This window comes from Pseudomonas sp. PDM10 (assembly GCF_014852295.1).
Taxonomy (GTDB): Bacteria; Pseudomonadota; Gammaproteobacteria; order Pseudomonadales; family Pseudomonadaceae; genus Aquipseudomonas.
In genome coordinates, this window is the sequence record NZ_JACVBJ010000004.1 from 20,260 (window position 1) to 33,882 (window position 13,623).

Genomic DNA, 13,623 nt, shown 5'->3' on the forward strand with positions numbered 1-13,623 from the left:
AAAACAACGTTCTGTTGACGCTCATTCAGCTAGCGAACAATCCCGCTCCCACAGGTTCCGCGATTACTGGCGTCGCGCTCGAAAGCCCGGCCGCCGCAAACAGAGTCAGAAAAAGTGGACTGAAGCTTCAGGGTTGGCTTGTCTCGCAAGACCCGACCGTTGAGCGGTTGAAGGCGATAGCGGGTCAAGGCATCGACAGTCGGGCCGATAAGGCCTGTAGTCGTTGTACCGCCTGGAAGCCCTATGAAAAGCAAGCCACTTGCCCGTCTGCCGCAGAAGCAAACCTCCAATCTTTCCCTGACCCGCATGTCTTTGATGGCCTTCTCTTGTCTGTTGTTATCGATCTTCCTGTTGGCCAGCACCTTGATTGTTTACATCGCCTTCGAGCAAAACCAGGACGCCGAGCGCCGCAGTCGCTTCTATGCGGAAAAGACCGTGCAGTCCCTGGAGAAGTCGGTTCTTTTGACGATCAAGGACTACGCATTCTGGGGCGATGCCTATGAGCACCTGCACAGGAAGGTGGATATCGACTGGGCATTTGTCCGCCAGAATGCCGGCTCGTCGCTGTTTAAGGACTTCGGGTTTGAGGGTGTGTTTGTGATCGATCCGACCGATCGTACGGTGTACTCGGTCATCAATGGGCAGCTGGTATCGGTCACCGCTGAAGACTGGCTGAAACAACCCATCACCGCGCTCATCGAACGTGCACGCATTGATGTCGAAGGCGAAACACCCATCAAGGCGTTTCTCGATGTTGACGGCACCCCGGTGTTGGTCGCTGCCGCGCCCCTGACGCCTGGCACCAACCTCCAGGTCGAAACGGATGACAGGCCAGCCTCAATACTGTTGTTCGTCTCCAGGCTCGATGCTGCCCGATTGAGCACCATGGCCAGTGATTTCGGGATTGCTCAATTGCGCGTGGCCCCAGGTGATAGTGCAGCGCTCGGCACATCGTTTTTGCGCCTGGGGGAAAGCGGTACGGCGGGCACCCTGCAGTGGACACCGGCGCAACCGGGGCATCGGTTGATGATCGTGGTGTTGCCGCTGATCGGTATCGCGGGGTTGATTATCGGACTGATGACCTGGCTTTTTCAGCGCCGTACCACGGCAGCTGCGCAAGTGATGGATGCCAGTTACACCTCCCTGCAGGTCAGTCGAACGGCGTTGGCGGCCAGTGAGGCGCGGTTTCGTGATGTCGCCGAGGCGTCCTCCGACTGGATTTGGGAAATCGATACCGGGTTGCGCTTCACCTACCTGTCAGAGCGTTTCGAAACCGTGACGGGACTGCGCAGGGCCGAGTGCCTTGGTCGTCCTATCGATGACTTGCTGGTGTCTGATCAGGGCCCACTTTCCCAGTGGTTGAAAAACCACTCGCGACGGGCCAACGCCATCTTGCAATGCAGTTATCTGTCAGGGGACGGGCAAGCCAGGATTTTCCGTCTTTCCGTGCGAGAAATGGAGGGGCTGGGCTATCGCGGCACGGCCAGCGATATCACCGAAGAAGTGGCGGCCCGCCGACGGATCGAATACCTGTCGCAACACGATGCGCTGACGGGCCTGGCGAATCGCGCCCGTATGCAGGAATTCCTCGATGGCAAACTCAAGGCTGCGCCGACCCTGAGTGATCCGTTGGTCATGCTCAGCGTCGACCTGGATCGCTTCAAACCGGTGAATGATTTGCTCGGGCATGCCGCAGGCGATCAGGTGCTCAACGAGGTCTCCAAAAGACTAGGGCAGTGCTTGCGCTCCGACGACCTGGTCGCGCGAATCGGTGGCGATGAGTTTGTGCTGGTGGTGGCGAATATGGTTTCTCAGGATGAGGTAGAGCACCTGTGCCAGCGCTTGATCGATTGCATCGAACAGCCGTTCCAGATTGATGAGCATGAGGTGTTTATCAGTGCCAGCATCGGCATTGCCATGGCACCGGCTGACGCCACCCTGGCCGACGAGTTGCTGCGCTATGCCGACATCGCGCTGTATGAAGCCAAGGATGCTGGACGCAACACCTGGCGTTTTTACGCGGGCGACATGAATGCTCGAATTCTCGATCGGCGTCAGTTGGAAAGCGATCTGCGTCACGCGATCAAACATGATGAGTTGCGTCTGCACTTTCAGCCGCGCTATCAGATTGCCGGCAGGGTCATGGCCGGTGCCGAAGCGCTGGTACGCTGGGAGCACCCGGTGAGAGGGCTGTTGTCGCCCGACGTTTTCATTCCCATTGCGGAAGAAACCGGGTTGATTCTGCCGCTGAGCAACTGGGTACTGGACACCGCTTGCAGGGCCGCGTCGACCTGGCCCGAAGAGCTCTTTGTCTCGGTGAACCTGTCGCCGACAGAGTTTCAGCGTGGGCAGTTGGTGTCCAGGGTTCAGGCGGTGTTAACGCAGACCGGTTTGAATCCAGCCCGGCTGGAATTGGAACTGACGGAGAATGTCATGCTCGACGACGCCAAGGGCGCACTGCAGATCATGCACGACTTGAAAGCCTTGGGTGTGCGCCTGGCAATGGACGATTTCGGCACTGGGTACTCGTCATTGAGCTACCTGCGTTCATTTCCTTTCGACGGGTTGAAGATCGATCGCAGCTTTATCTCCGGGCTGGCCGCCAGCGGTGACGATCAGTCGATTATCGAGGCCATCGTCGGGCTGGGCAGGGCACTGTCGCTGACAGTCACGGCGGAGGGGGTGGAAACGATCGAGCAACTTCAGGCCTTGCAGGATGCCCGGTGCGATGAGGTTCAAGGGTATTTCTTGAGCCGGCCTATGGATGCGCAGGCGATTGGACACTTGATTGGCGTCCACGCGAAGCATTCAGGGCTGCGAACGCTGGCCGAAAGCGCTTTCGCTGAAAGTTGACACGTCAGCGGCGCACGCTTTACTGCACCAGTTGCTCGACCAACTCTGGCGTCACGTAGTGCGGCCCGTCGAACAGGTAGAGCGGATATCCGTCATAGGCCGCCAGTTGCGGCTTGAGCTCGGCAGCGGTCGCAGAGCGGAAGCCGCCACCAAAGTTGGGGCGGAAGGCTTCAACGATGATCCGCACACGATCTTTGCCCAGGCGCTGGCTCAGCGCGTCGGCGTAGGTTCGCGCGACCGGTGCCGTGCGGGCGTACACGCCGACACCGTCCTGGAAGAACACGCCGATGTCATCCGGCAGCCATTGCTTGAGCCATTCGGCGGTGGCGACGGGGCCGATATTGGCACCGTCATAAACGCTGATCCACAACGGTCGCGGCAGCTTGGCCAGCAGCGCGGGCAGTTCTTTGGCACGGGTCCAGCTGGGGTCGACTTCAGCCGGGAAATACCAGCCGGTCACGTGTAACGGCGTAGGCAATTTGGCGATCCGTTCCGAGACGGCGGCCAGCTGTTCGATGTTGTCCCGTGAGCGGTTCTCGCTGAAATAACCCGCCAGTCCCAGGATCACATCCTGCGCCCAGGGTGCCTTGGCGATGCGCGCCCAATCGGGCAGCACCGGTACGGCGGGCAGGCCAGTACCGGGAACGAAGGCCTGATCGTCGACAACTGTCCATTGCACCAGCAGCTCACGCGCTCCCAGTTTTTCCCAGTGTCCGCTGATACCGACGGTCTTGTTGTCCGGCTGCCAGACGATGCCGACAAGCCCCGGGGCCAGGGCCTTGGTCTTCGTCACGTAGAGCATGCTGGTGCCTGCGCCGACGGTGACGGCAAACAACAGGGCCGCAACGGTCGCACGACTGGCGGTGTAGCCGAAAATGTTCACGGAAGTGCCTTTTGGAGACGTTGATGCCATTGGCTCAGCGAGGTGACGCCTTTGGCGTTCCAGTTGGCTGCTGCATCAGGGCCCAGGTGGAACTGGCCCTCGTTGAATTGCCAGACGATCACTTGCGGCTTGTGTTCGGCAAAATCCGCCGACTCCAAGTATTGCAGCAGCGTAGCCCACGGACCGACGTCGCCGGGGTTCCAGGTCAGTGCGACGGGACGGTCCAAGGCATTTGAGAGCTTCTGCGTAAACCCCAGGTAAGGCTGGACAAAGCTGTTGCCGATCACTTGGACCGGTGCCGGCGCATCGTCGATCAGCAAGTCGTTTTCGGCCTGATGGCGAACGGTGTAGATGTCGCGACCAATCGCCTTGCGCTTGATTGCGGGCAGAAAATTACTGGCCAGATCGCCGAACGCGCGTCTGTCGAACCATTGGCCCAGCGCCGCGCCACCACCGGGGTCACCTTGCAGGCGATAGCGCTCGGTAATCAGTTGCGCCGTGGCGTCTGCGGTGTTTTCGGCGCTCCAGGCTGTCCAGTGGTAGTCGGCGCGGTAAAACGCGGTCTGTTTGCCTTGCTCGGTCCGGTGCAGGATTGGCTTGATGTTCAGCGTGGTCAGGCCTGCTTGGGTCAAGTCGTTTTGCAGGTGGTCATAACGCTGCATCACGGCCACGCTCAAGGGTTGATCGACGGGCAGGCGCTGAGCATAAAACGGCGCTTTCATCGGCACCACCAGCACGACCAGCCCAATGTGTTCGCGTTGAAGTTGCTGCTGGAGTTCCCTGACCAGGGCAATGCTGCGGGCAGTACCGGTGTTGTCGACCTTGCTCAGGCTTTCCCAGGCCGGGAATAACCAGCCATCGTTGCCGGTGATCACCGCCGAGGCTGCTTGAACGCCGGTGCCTGACAGGCTCGACAGCAGGCCAGCGATCATGGTGGGCATCGACAATCGACGGATAAAACGTTCGGGTCTGGATTGAAGGTTCATGGGGCGGTCTGGTCGACAAGGCCAATTAGCCTTGGAGCCTGGCGGGAGCCGATCAGGAACAGGCTATAACGATCCCCGGCCTTGAAGGGCGCCAGCTTCAACGGCAGGCTCGCATTTTCATTGCAGCTGGCGACCAGCGTCGCCTGCACCGGGTTGATCGTGCGCTGGGCTTGTCCGTTGAACGGCAGCTGGTTGAACACAGGAGCACCGTTGGCGAGTTTGACCTCGGCCTTGTCGCAACCGTTGGCCAGGTTGTAGACATTCAGTTCGGCGCGCAGGTCTTTACCGCGCAGCGGCGGGTCGATGACCAGGCGTGGCGCCCGTGCCGGGTCGCTGTCGAGAATCAGCGTGACCCACGCATTTTTTGGTGCGCTGAGGCCTTTTATCTCGCGACCATTGACGGTCACGTGCAATGGCTGTCGCGAGTCCACGACCTGAAAGGGACTGGCCACTGCGGTCTGTGCGGCAAGGGCAAAACCCGGGCCTTGGCCCACCTGGACCTGCATGGCGGTATCACCGGGATTGACCACTCGCACCCAGGCGGAACCCTCGGGCAGTTTTGGCGCATACAGCTGGGCGATTTCAGGGGCGGCCTGTGCCCACATAGGGACCAGGCCAAGACCTAGCCACAAACACATTCGAACGTTCATGCAAGTCCTCAATAGGAATAAGTGAGGCGAGCGAACACGCCTTCAGCGCGATCATCGCCCAGCACCTTCACGCGGTACTGCAAAGAAAAGTCCACATAGGAGCGGGGGGCGTTGTACGCATCTTCGCGGAACCAGTATCGGACGTTGTTGCCGATACCAACGCCGCCGGCCTTGCCCGATGATGAGTCCGTGCTGCCGTCGGTGTCCGTCTTGCTGTTCATCTTGGAGTCGTAGTCGAACGCGGCCACGACGTGGGGGAAACTCACCCAGCGCGAGCCTGCGCCGCCGATGGCGTAGCTGCGACCCACCTGCCATTCGCTGTTGAAGTAGTCACGCGAGTCGTTGACATAATGACCGGCTTCAGCGAACAACTGCGAGGTCCACCAGCTGGAGGCATCCACCCGCAGATCGGTGCCGATGCTTGAGCCGTAGCCCAGACGCACCAGCCAGTCACCGTCGACGTCCGACGACCCCAAGGGGAATGTACGCTCGACGGCGGCCATCACGTTCAGCGATGTGAAGGGTTTGATCCGGACACCCACGGCGCCTTGCAGCGCATCGAAACCGGTATCCGAATCGCCGTTCTTGCTCCACAGCGTGTCGGTGATGCGTCCGTAGAGTTCGACAAAACGTGCGTTGCGATAGCCCAAGGGACGCCAGGAAAGCTCGGTGCTGTTTTGCAGGCTGTCATTGCTGTTGCTGCCGCCACTCGGGGCTGAGCTCAGGCCACTGCTCGAACTGTTGCCGCGATAACTGGTGGTGTTGGTCAATCCCCAGGTGCGCGACACATCGGCCACCGCGCGACGGGTGTCGAACAGCTGCTGCGGGGACATGTCGAGTTCACCGGCATTTTTTGCGTCGATGACTCGTTTGAAGTAGGTGACGGCTTGCTCGTCGTCATTGACCCGCATGGCGGTGTACGCCGCATCCTGCGTTGCTATCGGCGTGAGTCGGGTGTCGGCATCGGCCTTGCGGAAGGACGTGTGGGCACCGTCATCGTCGCCGGCCTGGACCGACAAATAAGCGATTTGCAGGTCGCTCATCGATTCCAGCTCGCCCGTGTCCCGCGCTTGTTGCAACCGTTCGCGCGCGGTTCGGCGCTGGCCGATGGCGGCATACAGACTGGCTTCTTCGTAGGCGGGAAGGCTGGCGAGTGCCAGTGCCTGGGTAAAGTCCTTGCGCGCCCCGGCATCGTCACCCGATTGCTGACGCAGACGGCCGCGCTGGGCGAGCAGACGAGCGTCATCGCCCGTGAACTTGAGACCTTCGCTGGCTGCCGCGATGGCTTCGGGCACACGTTTCTGATCACTCAGGGCGCTGACCAGCAGTCGGCGGTACGCCGGATTCTGTGGTGCGCGGACAATGGCTTGGTTGGCCAGAACCACCGCCGAAGCGGCGTCTTTGCGGGCCAGGGCCGCGTAGGCTTGGCCGGCCATGTCGGTTCCGCCATCACGCTGGTTGCCCGGCCAGATATCACAGACCAGGCCGAAAGCCGTTTCCTGACAGTTCAAGGCCGGAGCAGGGAAGTGGGCAATAACGTTCGCGCCGTTGTTTTGCTGCCGCAACGCCAAGCGGGCATTGGTGCGTCGGCGGGCCACTTCACCGCCTTCATCGTCGGCCAATGGCTGCAGATGATCGAGCGCTTGCTGAGGCTCGCCGTGGGCCAGTGCGGCATCGGCGGCGAAGAAGCGAATGTCGCGGTTTTCCGCTTCCAGCAAACCATCGATGGCCAGGGCATGCTTCAGGTCAGCCTCGGCCGCTTGGGTTTTACCCTGACGATCACGGGCGTAGCTGCGCAGAATCCACGGAGCGATTTCCCCATCGTCTTGCGCCAAAGCGCCTGACGCGGCCTGTTCGGCCCCAGGATAATCCTTGGCCGCGAGCAGGGCACTGATCAGCAGTTGCTGATTGGCGCCGATTTCCGGAGCCCAGGCGACGGTTTTTCTGGCCTGGTCCACGGCCAGGGACACCTGGCCTTGCTCCAGGGCACGATAACCCTCAACCGCCAGCGGAGCGGACAATTGACGACGAATCGCTTCGCGACGCATCAGCAAGGTATCGTCATCCGGGAACACCACAAGCGCCTGGGTGGTGGCTTGATCCGCTTCCTGCAAGTGCTGCTGGCGTTGCAAGGACTCGATCAGCAGCAATCGGTAATCCATGCGTTTGGGCGCTTGGGCGATGGCTTTGCGTGATGCCTGGGCAGCCGTGCCGAAGTCATCGCGATCGTAGGCCTTGAACGCCTGGGCCGCGGCGCCGAAGCCGGGGGCCTGACGCGACTGTGGGTAGCGTTTGGGATGATCACGCAGTTCCTTGTCGCGCTGAGCCAGCACAATCAAGGTGTTCAAACGGGTGATGTCAGCCCGCTGACGCAAGGCCTCGCGGGCCTTGGCGATGGCCAGGTCGTAATCTTTGCGCGCGTAGGCGCTGTAGGCCTCGTTGGCAGTGACATAGGCCGGGCCAGTCAATGGCAGCGGCAACGTCTCGGCAAGAGCAAGCCCAGGTAACAGGCTTAGCCCCGTGGCCATGAGGGTCAGGAAGGGGCGTTTCATGCCGGAAGCTCCGCAGGGTAGTGGCTGTGCTGACGCGCCACGGCCTTTTCGATGGTGGCGCGGGGCAGCACGCCGCTGTCGACCAGATAGTCGCCGATGCGTCCGTGACGCTGCGGGCGGTACTGCAACATGGTGCGATTGAATACGTCGCGATCCAGCAGGCCCATTTCGATCAACAAGTCACCCAGCAGTGGCGCGCGGGCATCCGGCACGGACTGGCCTTCGCGCACGTTCAGTTGACGTAACTGCGCGACGATTTCGCTTTCCCGGGCAATCAGCTGCACCGGTTCGCTGCCCAGTACCTCGCTGACTTGTTGCAGACCTTCGGCCGGCAGCGGGCTGGCCACGGCAAGTTGTGCTCGGCCGTCGGCATTCAAGCCGACCGGCACTACGCGCCAGCGCAGAGCGAATTCATCGTCCAGGGTAGGGGGCGACGCCTGTGCCTTGTTGGCCACATCGAACACCCGCGGCAGATCGTTCTGGAAGGCGATGGCTTCCGCCAGTGTCTCGTCGTCCAGCCAGCCATTGCTGAGCAAGATCCGTCCCAATGGCATGTGCCGGGTTTTCTGTTCGTGAAGAGCGCTTTGCAGGTCGGTTTCGTTGATCGCCTGCCAGGACAGCAACACGCTGCCCAACTTGCGCGGTGCGAAGGCAACCAGGTCGGTCGACGGGAAGTCGTGCATGGTTTTGTCCCACACCAGTTTGCGGTTCATTACCTTGCCGACGATGAACATGCGCCAGGCGCGTGATGCAGCCATGAAGTTGACAAAGTTGCCCACCACCATGCGCGGGATGGACAGCAATCCATGCTGCCAGCCGTACAACACGGTGGTGAAATAGCAGCGGTGCGCGATACGCCAGGCCAGCGCGATACCGTTCGCCAGCAGCAGGTATTTGATGAAGCCGTTGGTTTCAAACGGCGTCGGGAAGCTCACATCCCACAGGCCACTCTGGCGCAGGATAACCAGGCCCAGCAGCTGCACCAGAATCACGTAGGCGATGATGCTGACGAACGCCGTCACCACGCCCTTGCGGTCACGAAACAGCAGATAACGGTTGGCCAGCGAGCCGTTCCAGCCCATTTGCTCCCAGCCTTGCAGGCCGATGCCCAGCGTCCAGCGGGCTTTCTGGCGGAATGCGGTACGGAAAGTATCGGGAAAGAATTCCCGCACGCACAACGGCATCTTCAGGGTCGATTCGTAAGGTTTGCGAAACCAGGATTTACGCAGCACGCGAAACTGCACCGGGAAGCGCACGAAGATCGCGTTCATGCCGACCTTGGCCAGGCGTGCGCCGACGTCATAGTCCTCGGTGAGGCTGTCCGTGTTGAACGGCTGGTTCTGGGTTTCCCCGGCCAGCACTCGCAGGGCTCGGTGGGAAAAACAGGTGCCAACCCCGGCAGACGGCACCGTGTCGGTCATGCTTTCACGCACGACCAAGTCCTTGCCATGCCATTCGGCGAATTCGTCCATGTAGGTGCCCGCCACCCATTCGTACCAGTTGCGTTCCAGCGAAACCACGGGCAGCTGAATCATGTCCTTGCGCGGCAGCAAGTAATTGAACAACCGCAATTCCAGCGGGTGCAGTACGTCCTCGCTGTCGTGCAATACGACGCCGGCGAAGGTCATGCCGTGGGTTTTCTCGTGCAGGAAGATCGCCTGGATCACCCAGTTCAGGCAGTCGGCCTTGCAGGTCGGCCCAGCATGCGGGACTTCCACGCGATGCAGCTGCTTGTAGCGCCGACGCATGCGTTCCACTTCATCGATGGTGCGCTGGTCATTGATGTAGGTGCCGACGAAGACCACATAGTTCTGGTAATCCAGGGTCGACACCATGTTCTCGATCATCGGTGCGATGACGTCATATTCCAGCCAGGCCGGGACCATGATCGCCAACGGCTGTTCATCCCGGGCCATCAGTTGCTCGGCGGTCAGCGGCCGGTATTTGCGATCCACGGTGAACTTGCGAAACAGGCGGCGAGACCAGTACCACAGGTCAATGAACAAATCGTCCAGGCTGGAGATCAGGATCAGCACCGCGATCACGATGGTCGAGATTTCCAGGAAGCTGTAGTAGTGGGCCAGCCAATAGGGCCAATAAAGCGACGTCATCGGAAGGTTCCGTTACTGGCGATTGCGACGGGCGTTACGGCCGGCCAGCAACAGGATGAGGGCCAACAGGATTCCACCCGGGATCAGCCACAACAGCGACGGCTTGCGCCAGGCGTCCAGGCCCTTGGGTTCTTCGTTGTCGATCAGTTGGCTGCCACTTGGGTCCTGAGTGTCGAAGGTGGTCAGTGCACCGTTGTCACCGAGGATGGCCACGTCGCCGCGGGTCAGCAGAATCTGCCTGGCAAAACGGGGCGCGTCATTGCCCAGGGCGCGATAGACCAGACCGTGCTGGCCGCCGGCATCCACCACTTGCAACGAGGCCAGGTGGTTGAGGGGATGCACGTCCAGCAGCACCTGATCCTTGTGATTGATGCGCAGGCGACCCTGCTCATCGACCTGCACCGACTCTTTGCTGTCCTTGACCGGCAGCTCGAAGGCGAGGAAGGCTTTGTCCGGTGCGACCAAGGCTTTCGGGTCGGCACTGACGTTCAGTTGCGCCCGCAGCGGCGAAATACCAGCGGCGTCAGCCACCGAAATTACGTGTGGCAAGCTGCTCGCTGGATGATCGAGGTAGGCCTGTGGCACGAGAATTTGCGCGTCCATGGCAAAGCGCGCGGCCATGCCGGAGAAGTCATCACCCAGGGCCGTTTTATCCAACACGATGTGGCTGGTCGGCAGCACCGAGACCGGGAAGGCCTGTGGCGTTTCCAGGCAACGATCACTGACCGGCTGACGCTGGAACGACACGCGCAAAACGTTCTTCGAACCCAGGGCGTAACGAGGGATTCGTGCTTCGATGCGTTGCTGTTCACCGTTGGCCACGAGCTGTTGCGCGCCAATCAGGTAATCGTTGAGAAACAGCGAGGCCACCGGCGCGGTGTCCGAGGCACCGGGTGCGGCAGACACATCGACTACCGCCTTCACCGGCAGACGACCGTCGTAAGCCACGCTGCCTAGAGGGAACGAAGTGCTCCAGTCGGATTTGGCCAGCACGTCAATGGCGCCGGGGTTACCACCCAGGCGCGACAAGGCCACACGACCGTCGGCGCTCAAGGGCATTTGTGCTTCGCTGACGGTCAATTGGCGGCTGCGTGCCAGTGCGTTCCAGGCCGTGCTGAACAGGGCCAGCGCCTTACCGGTTGCTTGCGGCGCGATCATTAGCACCGGGCGGGTGCCCAGCAATGCCAGGCGCACGTTGTCAGTGCCGGTGGCGGCCAGACCTGCATTGATATGCCGCTCACGCCATTGCGTGAAGGCTTTGGCGGCTGTGGCGTCGAGGCCTTGAACCTGGCTCTGCAGCGCGTCCAGCGATTCGTTGACGGCTTTGAGCAGTTGCGGGTCGTTGATTGCCAGATCCGCCTGGACGCTCGGCGTTTGCCCCAACATCAACAGCGCACCGATTTGCGCCGGGTTGGCCAGCACGAGCGGGCCTTTGCCATTGAGGCTGGCGAACGCTGGAATAGCCAGCAGTTCGGCCGGGATGCGCAGGCTGGTCAGGTCGACTGTGTCCTGTACGGCGGGGAAGGGCAGAACGCGGCTGTGCTTGCCAATCCGCTCCAGCGCGACACCGAGACGCCAGGCCGCATCGTAGCTGTCGGCGGACAAGGTGCCCGGCGCGACCATGATTCCCGGCTTGCCGGGCAATGCCGTCCAGGCGGCGCCGACGTCCTGTAACTGGCTGGCGTCGTAGCTGTAATTGAGGCGGGTGTCCGGTTCGATACGCAATACATTGCCGATCGCGCGTTCGTCTTCGCACAGCACACGGGACACGATTGACGACCAGGCAACTCCGAGGCGCAACGAGCCGTTTTCGCGTGCTTTCTTATCCACGCCGAGCGTGACGCTGGCGTCACCCTGGGGTTCGCTGAGCCCTTGCGCGCGCACCGGATAACCGTCCAGCGACAACAGCAGCGTGTTGCGACCGCCCTCGCCATTGAGGTAGCTGGCGTCGAAATTCAGTGTGGCATCCGTCAGCGGCACGCCCGCCGGCACGGGCAGATACAGCTCGCGTCGGGCGTCGGTGGAGCCGAGGATGATCGGTGCATCGATCCCCAGATCGCTCAAGCGGATCTCACGCTCTTGTCGCGTGTCGGCGTTGAGTCGGTTGATCGCCTGGGTGAGCGGGCTGTCCGCGGCCAGGGCGAAAGTCGGCATGAGCGCGAGCAGGCTCACGCCACAGGCAAGGGCGCTGAGCGTGCCCGTATGGATGGCAACGGAAGACTTCATTCAGGTAGATCTCGAGCTGATAAGGGGAGGAGCGGTTTGGTTTATAAAGATGTGAAAGCCGGGAGACTTTTCTCGGGTACAGCTAGCCCTGACGGGTGGTGCTGGAACTTGGGCAATCGCACCCCAGTGACGACGAAATCATCGACCGAGCGCCCCATCAGGGCATCGACGATGCGCGCACTCGCCTTGCCATCGCCGTAAGGGTTGGCCGCCTGGGAGCATCGGCGCCACAGCAGGTCGTCATCGAACAGTGCATTGACGCCAGCAATGATCGAGTCCGGCGAGGTGCCGACCAGCCGAACGGTGCCCGCGGCGACAGCTTCGGGGCGTTCAGTCACATCGCGCATGACCAGCACCGGTTTGCCCAACGACGGCGCTTCTTCCTGCACGCCACCGGAGTCGGTGAGGATCACATGCGCACGTTGCATCAGGCGCACGAAGGCCAGGTAGTCCAGCGGCTTGATCAGGTGCACGTTGGGCAAATCGCCCAGCTGCTCGGTGACCGGGCCCATGACATTGGGGTTCAAGTGCACCGGATAGACGATCTGGATATCCGTGCGCCGGGCCAGATGGCTCAGGGCCTTGCAGATATCCAGGAAGCCTTCGCCGAAGTTTTCCCGGCGATGCCCGGTCACCAGCAGAACCTTGCGGCCGGCTTGCAGGAACGAGAACTGTTGGTCCAGGCTTGCCCGCAGGTCAGCGTCTTGCTCAATGCGCCGCGCCGTCATCTGCAAAGCGTCAATCACCGTATTGCCGGTCACGAAAGCGCGACCTTGAAGACGTTCGTCGAGCAGGTTCTGGCGTGATTCGTGGGTCGGTGCAAACAGCATGTCCGCACTGAGGTCGATGCAGCGGCGGTTCATTTCTTCCGGCCATGGGCTGTAGATATCGCCGGTTCGCAGTCCAGCTTCGACGTGACCAACCGGGATGCGTCGATGGAACGCAGCCATTGAGGCAACCATGGCCGAAGTGGTGTCGCCGTGCACCAGCACCCGGTCCGGGCGGGTCATTTCCAGCACGGGGTCAATCGCCCCGTAAAGCGCCGCGGTCAACGAGTTGAGCGATTGGTGCGGCGTCATCACATCGAGGGTGTAATCGGCCTTGAGGTCGAACAGATCCAGCACCTGCTTAAGCATGCTTTGATGTTGACCGGTGATGCATATCTGCGAATGAATGCCTGGTTCCGCAGCGAGGGCTTTGACTAAAGGCGCCATCTTGATGGCTTCTGGACGGGTACCAAAGATCGAAAGGATTTTAATCCTTGAATGATGGCGAGCGATGATGTCTTCCTTGCGCAGTTTTAGTGCGCAGCACAACAACGGCCCAAGTTTTATTGAACTTTAGCGCGCCATCGTTATTTGA

The 13,623-nt window shown here is 61.0% G+C and carries 8 protein-coding genes; 1 reads left to right on the top strand and 7 read right to left on the bottom strand.

Features of this window, described 5'->3' with window-relative positions; genetic code table 11:
* Positions 1-243 precede the first annotated feature (243 nt).
* On the top strand, positions 244-2,853 hold the full coding sequence (locus IB252_RS14685) for an EAL domain-containing protein (protein ID WP_192409312.1): 2,610 nt from the start codon (positions 244-246) through the stop codon (positions 2,851-2,853).
* A gap of 19 nt (positions 2,854-2,872) precedes the next feature.
* Here the strand turns inward: IB252_RS14685 and IB252_RS14690 are convergent, their stop codons facing one another.
* The 7 genes from IB252_RS14690 to wecB are packed head-to-tail and all read right to left on the bottom strand — an operon-like array spanning position 2,873 to position 13,541.
* A complete protein-coding gene (locus tag IB252_RS14690; protein WP_412548170.1) occupies positions 2,873-3,736 on the bottom strand; it encodes a hypothetical protein in 864 nt (287 codons plus the stop codon).
* Positions 3,733-4,722, bottom strand: coding sequence for an alginate O-acetyltransferase AlgX-related protein (locus IB252_RS14695; RefSeq protein WP_192409314.1), 990 nt, complete (start codon positions 4,720-4,722; stop codon positions 3,733-3,735). Before IB252_RS14695 ends, IB252_RS14690 begins: the two co-directional genes overlap by 4 nt.
* Positions 4,719-5,372: an alginate O-acetyltransferase AlgF gene (locus tag IB252_RS14700; RefSeq protein WP_192409315.1), complete on the bottom strand. Its 654-nt coding sequence runs from the start codon at positions 5,370-5,372 to the stop codon at positions 4,719-4,721. The genes IB252_RS14695 and IB252_RS14700 overlap by 4 nt, the downstream gene beginning before the upstream one ends.
* Positions 5,373-5,380: 8 nt before the next feature.
* Complete coding sequence (locus IB252_RS14705) at positions 5,381-7,924, bottom strand: bacteriophage N4 adsorption protein A (RefSeq protein WP_192409316.1); 2,544 nt, start codon at positions 7,922-7,924, stop codon at positions 5,381-5,383.
* Positions 7,921-10,035 carry a glycosyl transferase family protein gene (locus IB252_RS14710; RefSeq protein WP_192409317.1) on the bottom strand — a complete coding sequence of 705 codons (2,115 nt, stop codon included), beginning with the start codon at positions 10,033-10,035 and terminating at the stop codon, positions 7,921-7,923. Before IB252_RS14710 ends, IB252_RS14705 begins: the two co-directional genes overlap by 4 nt.
* 12 nt (positions 10,036-10,047) lie before the next feature.
* Complete coding sequence (locus tag IB252_RS14715) at positions 10,048-12,261, bottom strand: hypothetical protein (protein WP_192409318.1); 2,214 nt, start codon at positions 12,259-12,261, stop codon at positions 10,048-10,050.
* 41 nt (positions 12,262-12,302) lie between these two features.
* Complete coding sequence (gene wecB, locus IB252_RS14720; RefSeq protein WP_192409732.1) at positions 12,303-13,541, bottom strand: non-hydrolyzing UDP-N-acetylglucosamine 2-epimerase; 1,239 nt, start codon at positions 13,539-13,541, stop codon at positions 12,303-12,305.
* Positions 13,542-13,623: the final 82 nt, after the last annotated feature.

Excerpts from the sequence above, each read along its gene's own strand:
- IB252_RS14685 (WP_192409312.1), top strand. The coding sequence starts at position 244 with ATGAAAAGCAAGCCACTTGCCCGTCTGCCGCAGAAGCAAACCTCCAAT.
- IB252_RS14695 (WP_192409314.1), bottom strand. The coding sequence starts at position 4,722 with ATGAACCTTCAATCCAGACCCGAACGTTTTATCCGTCGATTGTCGATG.
- IB252_RS14700 (WP_192409315.1), bottom strand. The coding sequence starts at position 5,372 with ATGAACGTTCGAATGTGTTTGTGGCTAGGTCTTGGCCTGGTCCCTATG.
- IB252_RS14705 (WP_192409316.1), bottom strand. The coding sequence starts at position 7,924 with ATGAAACGCCCCTTCCTGACCCTCATGGCCACGGGGCTAAGCCTGTTA.
- IB252_RS14710 (WP_192409317.1), bottom strand. The coding sequence starts at position 10,035 with ATGACGTCGCTTTATTGGCCCTATTGGCTGGCCCACTACTACAGCTTC.
- IB252_RS14715 (WP_192409318.1), bottom strand. The coding sequence starts at position 12,261 with ATGAAGTCTTCCGTTGCCATCCATACGGGCACGCTCAGCGCCCTTGCC.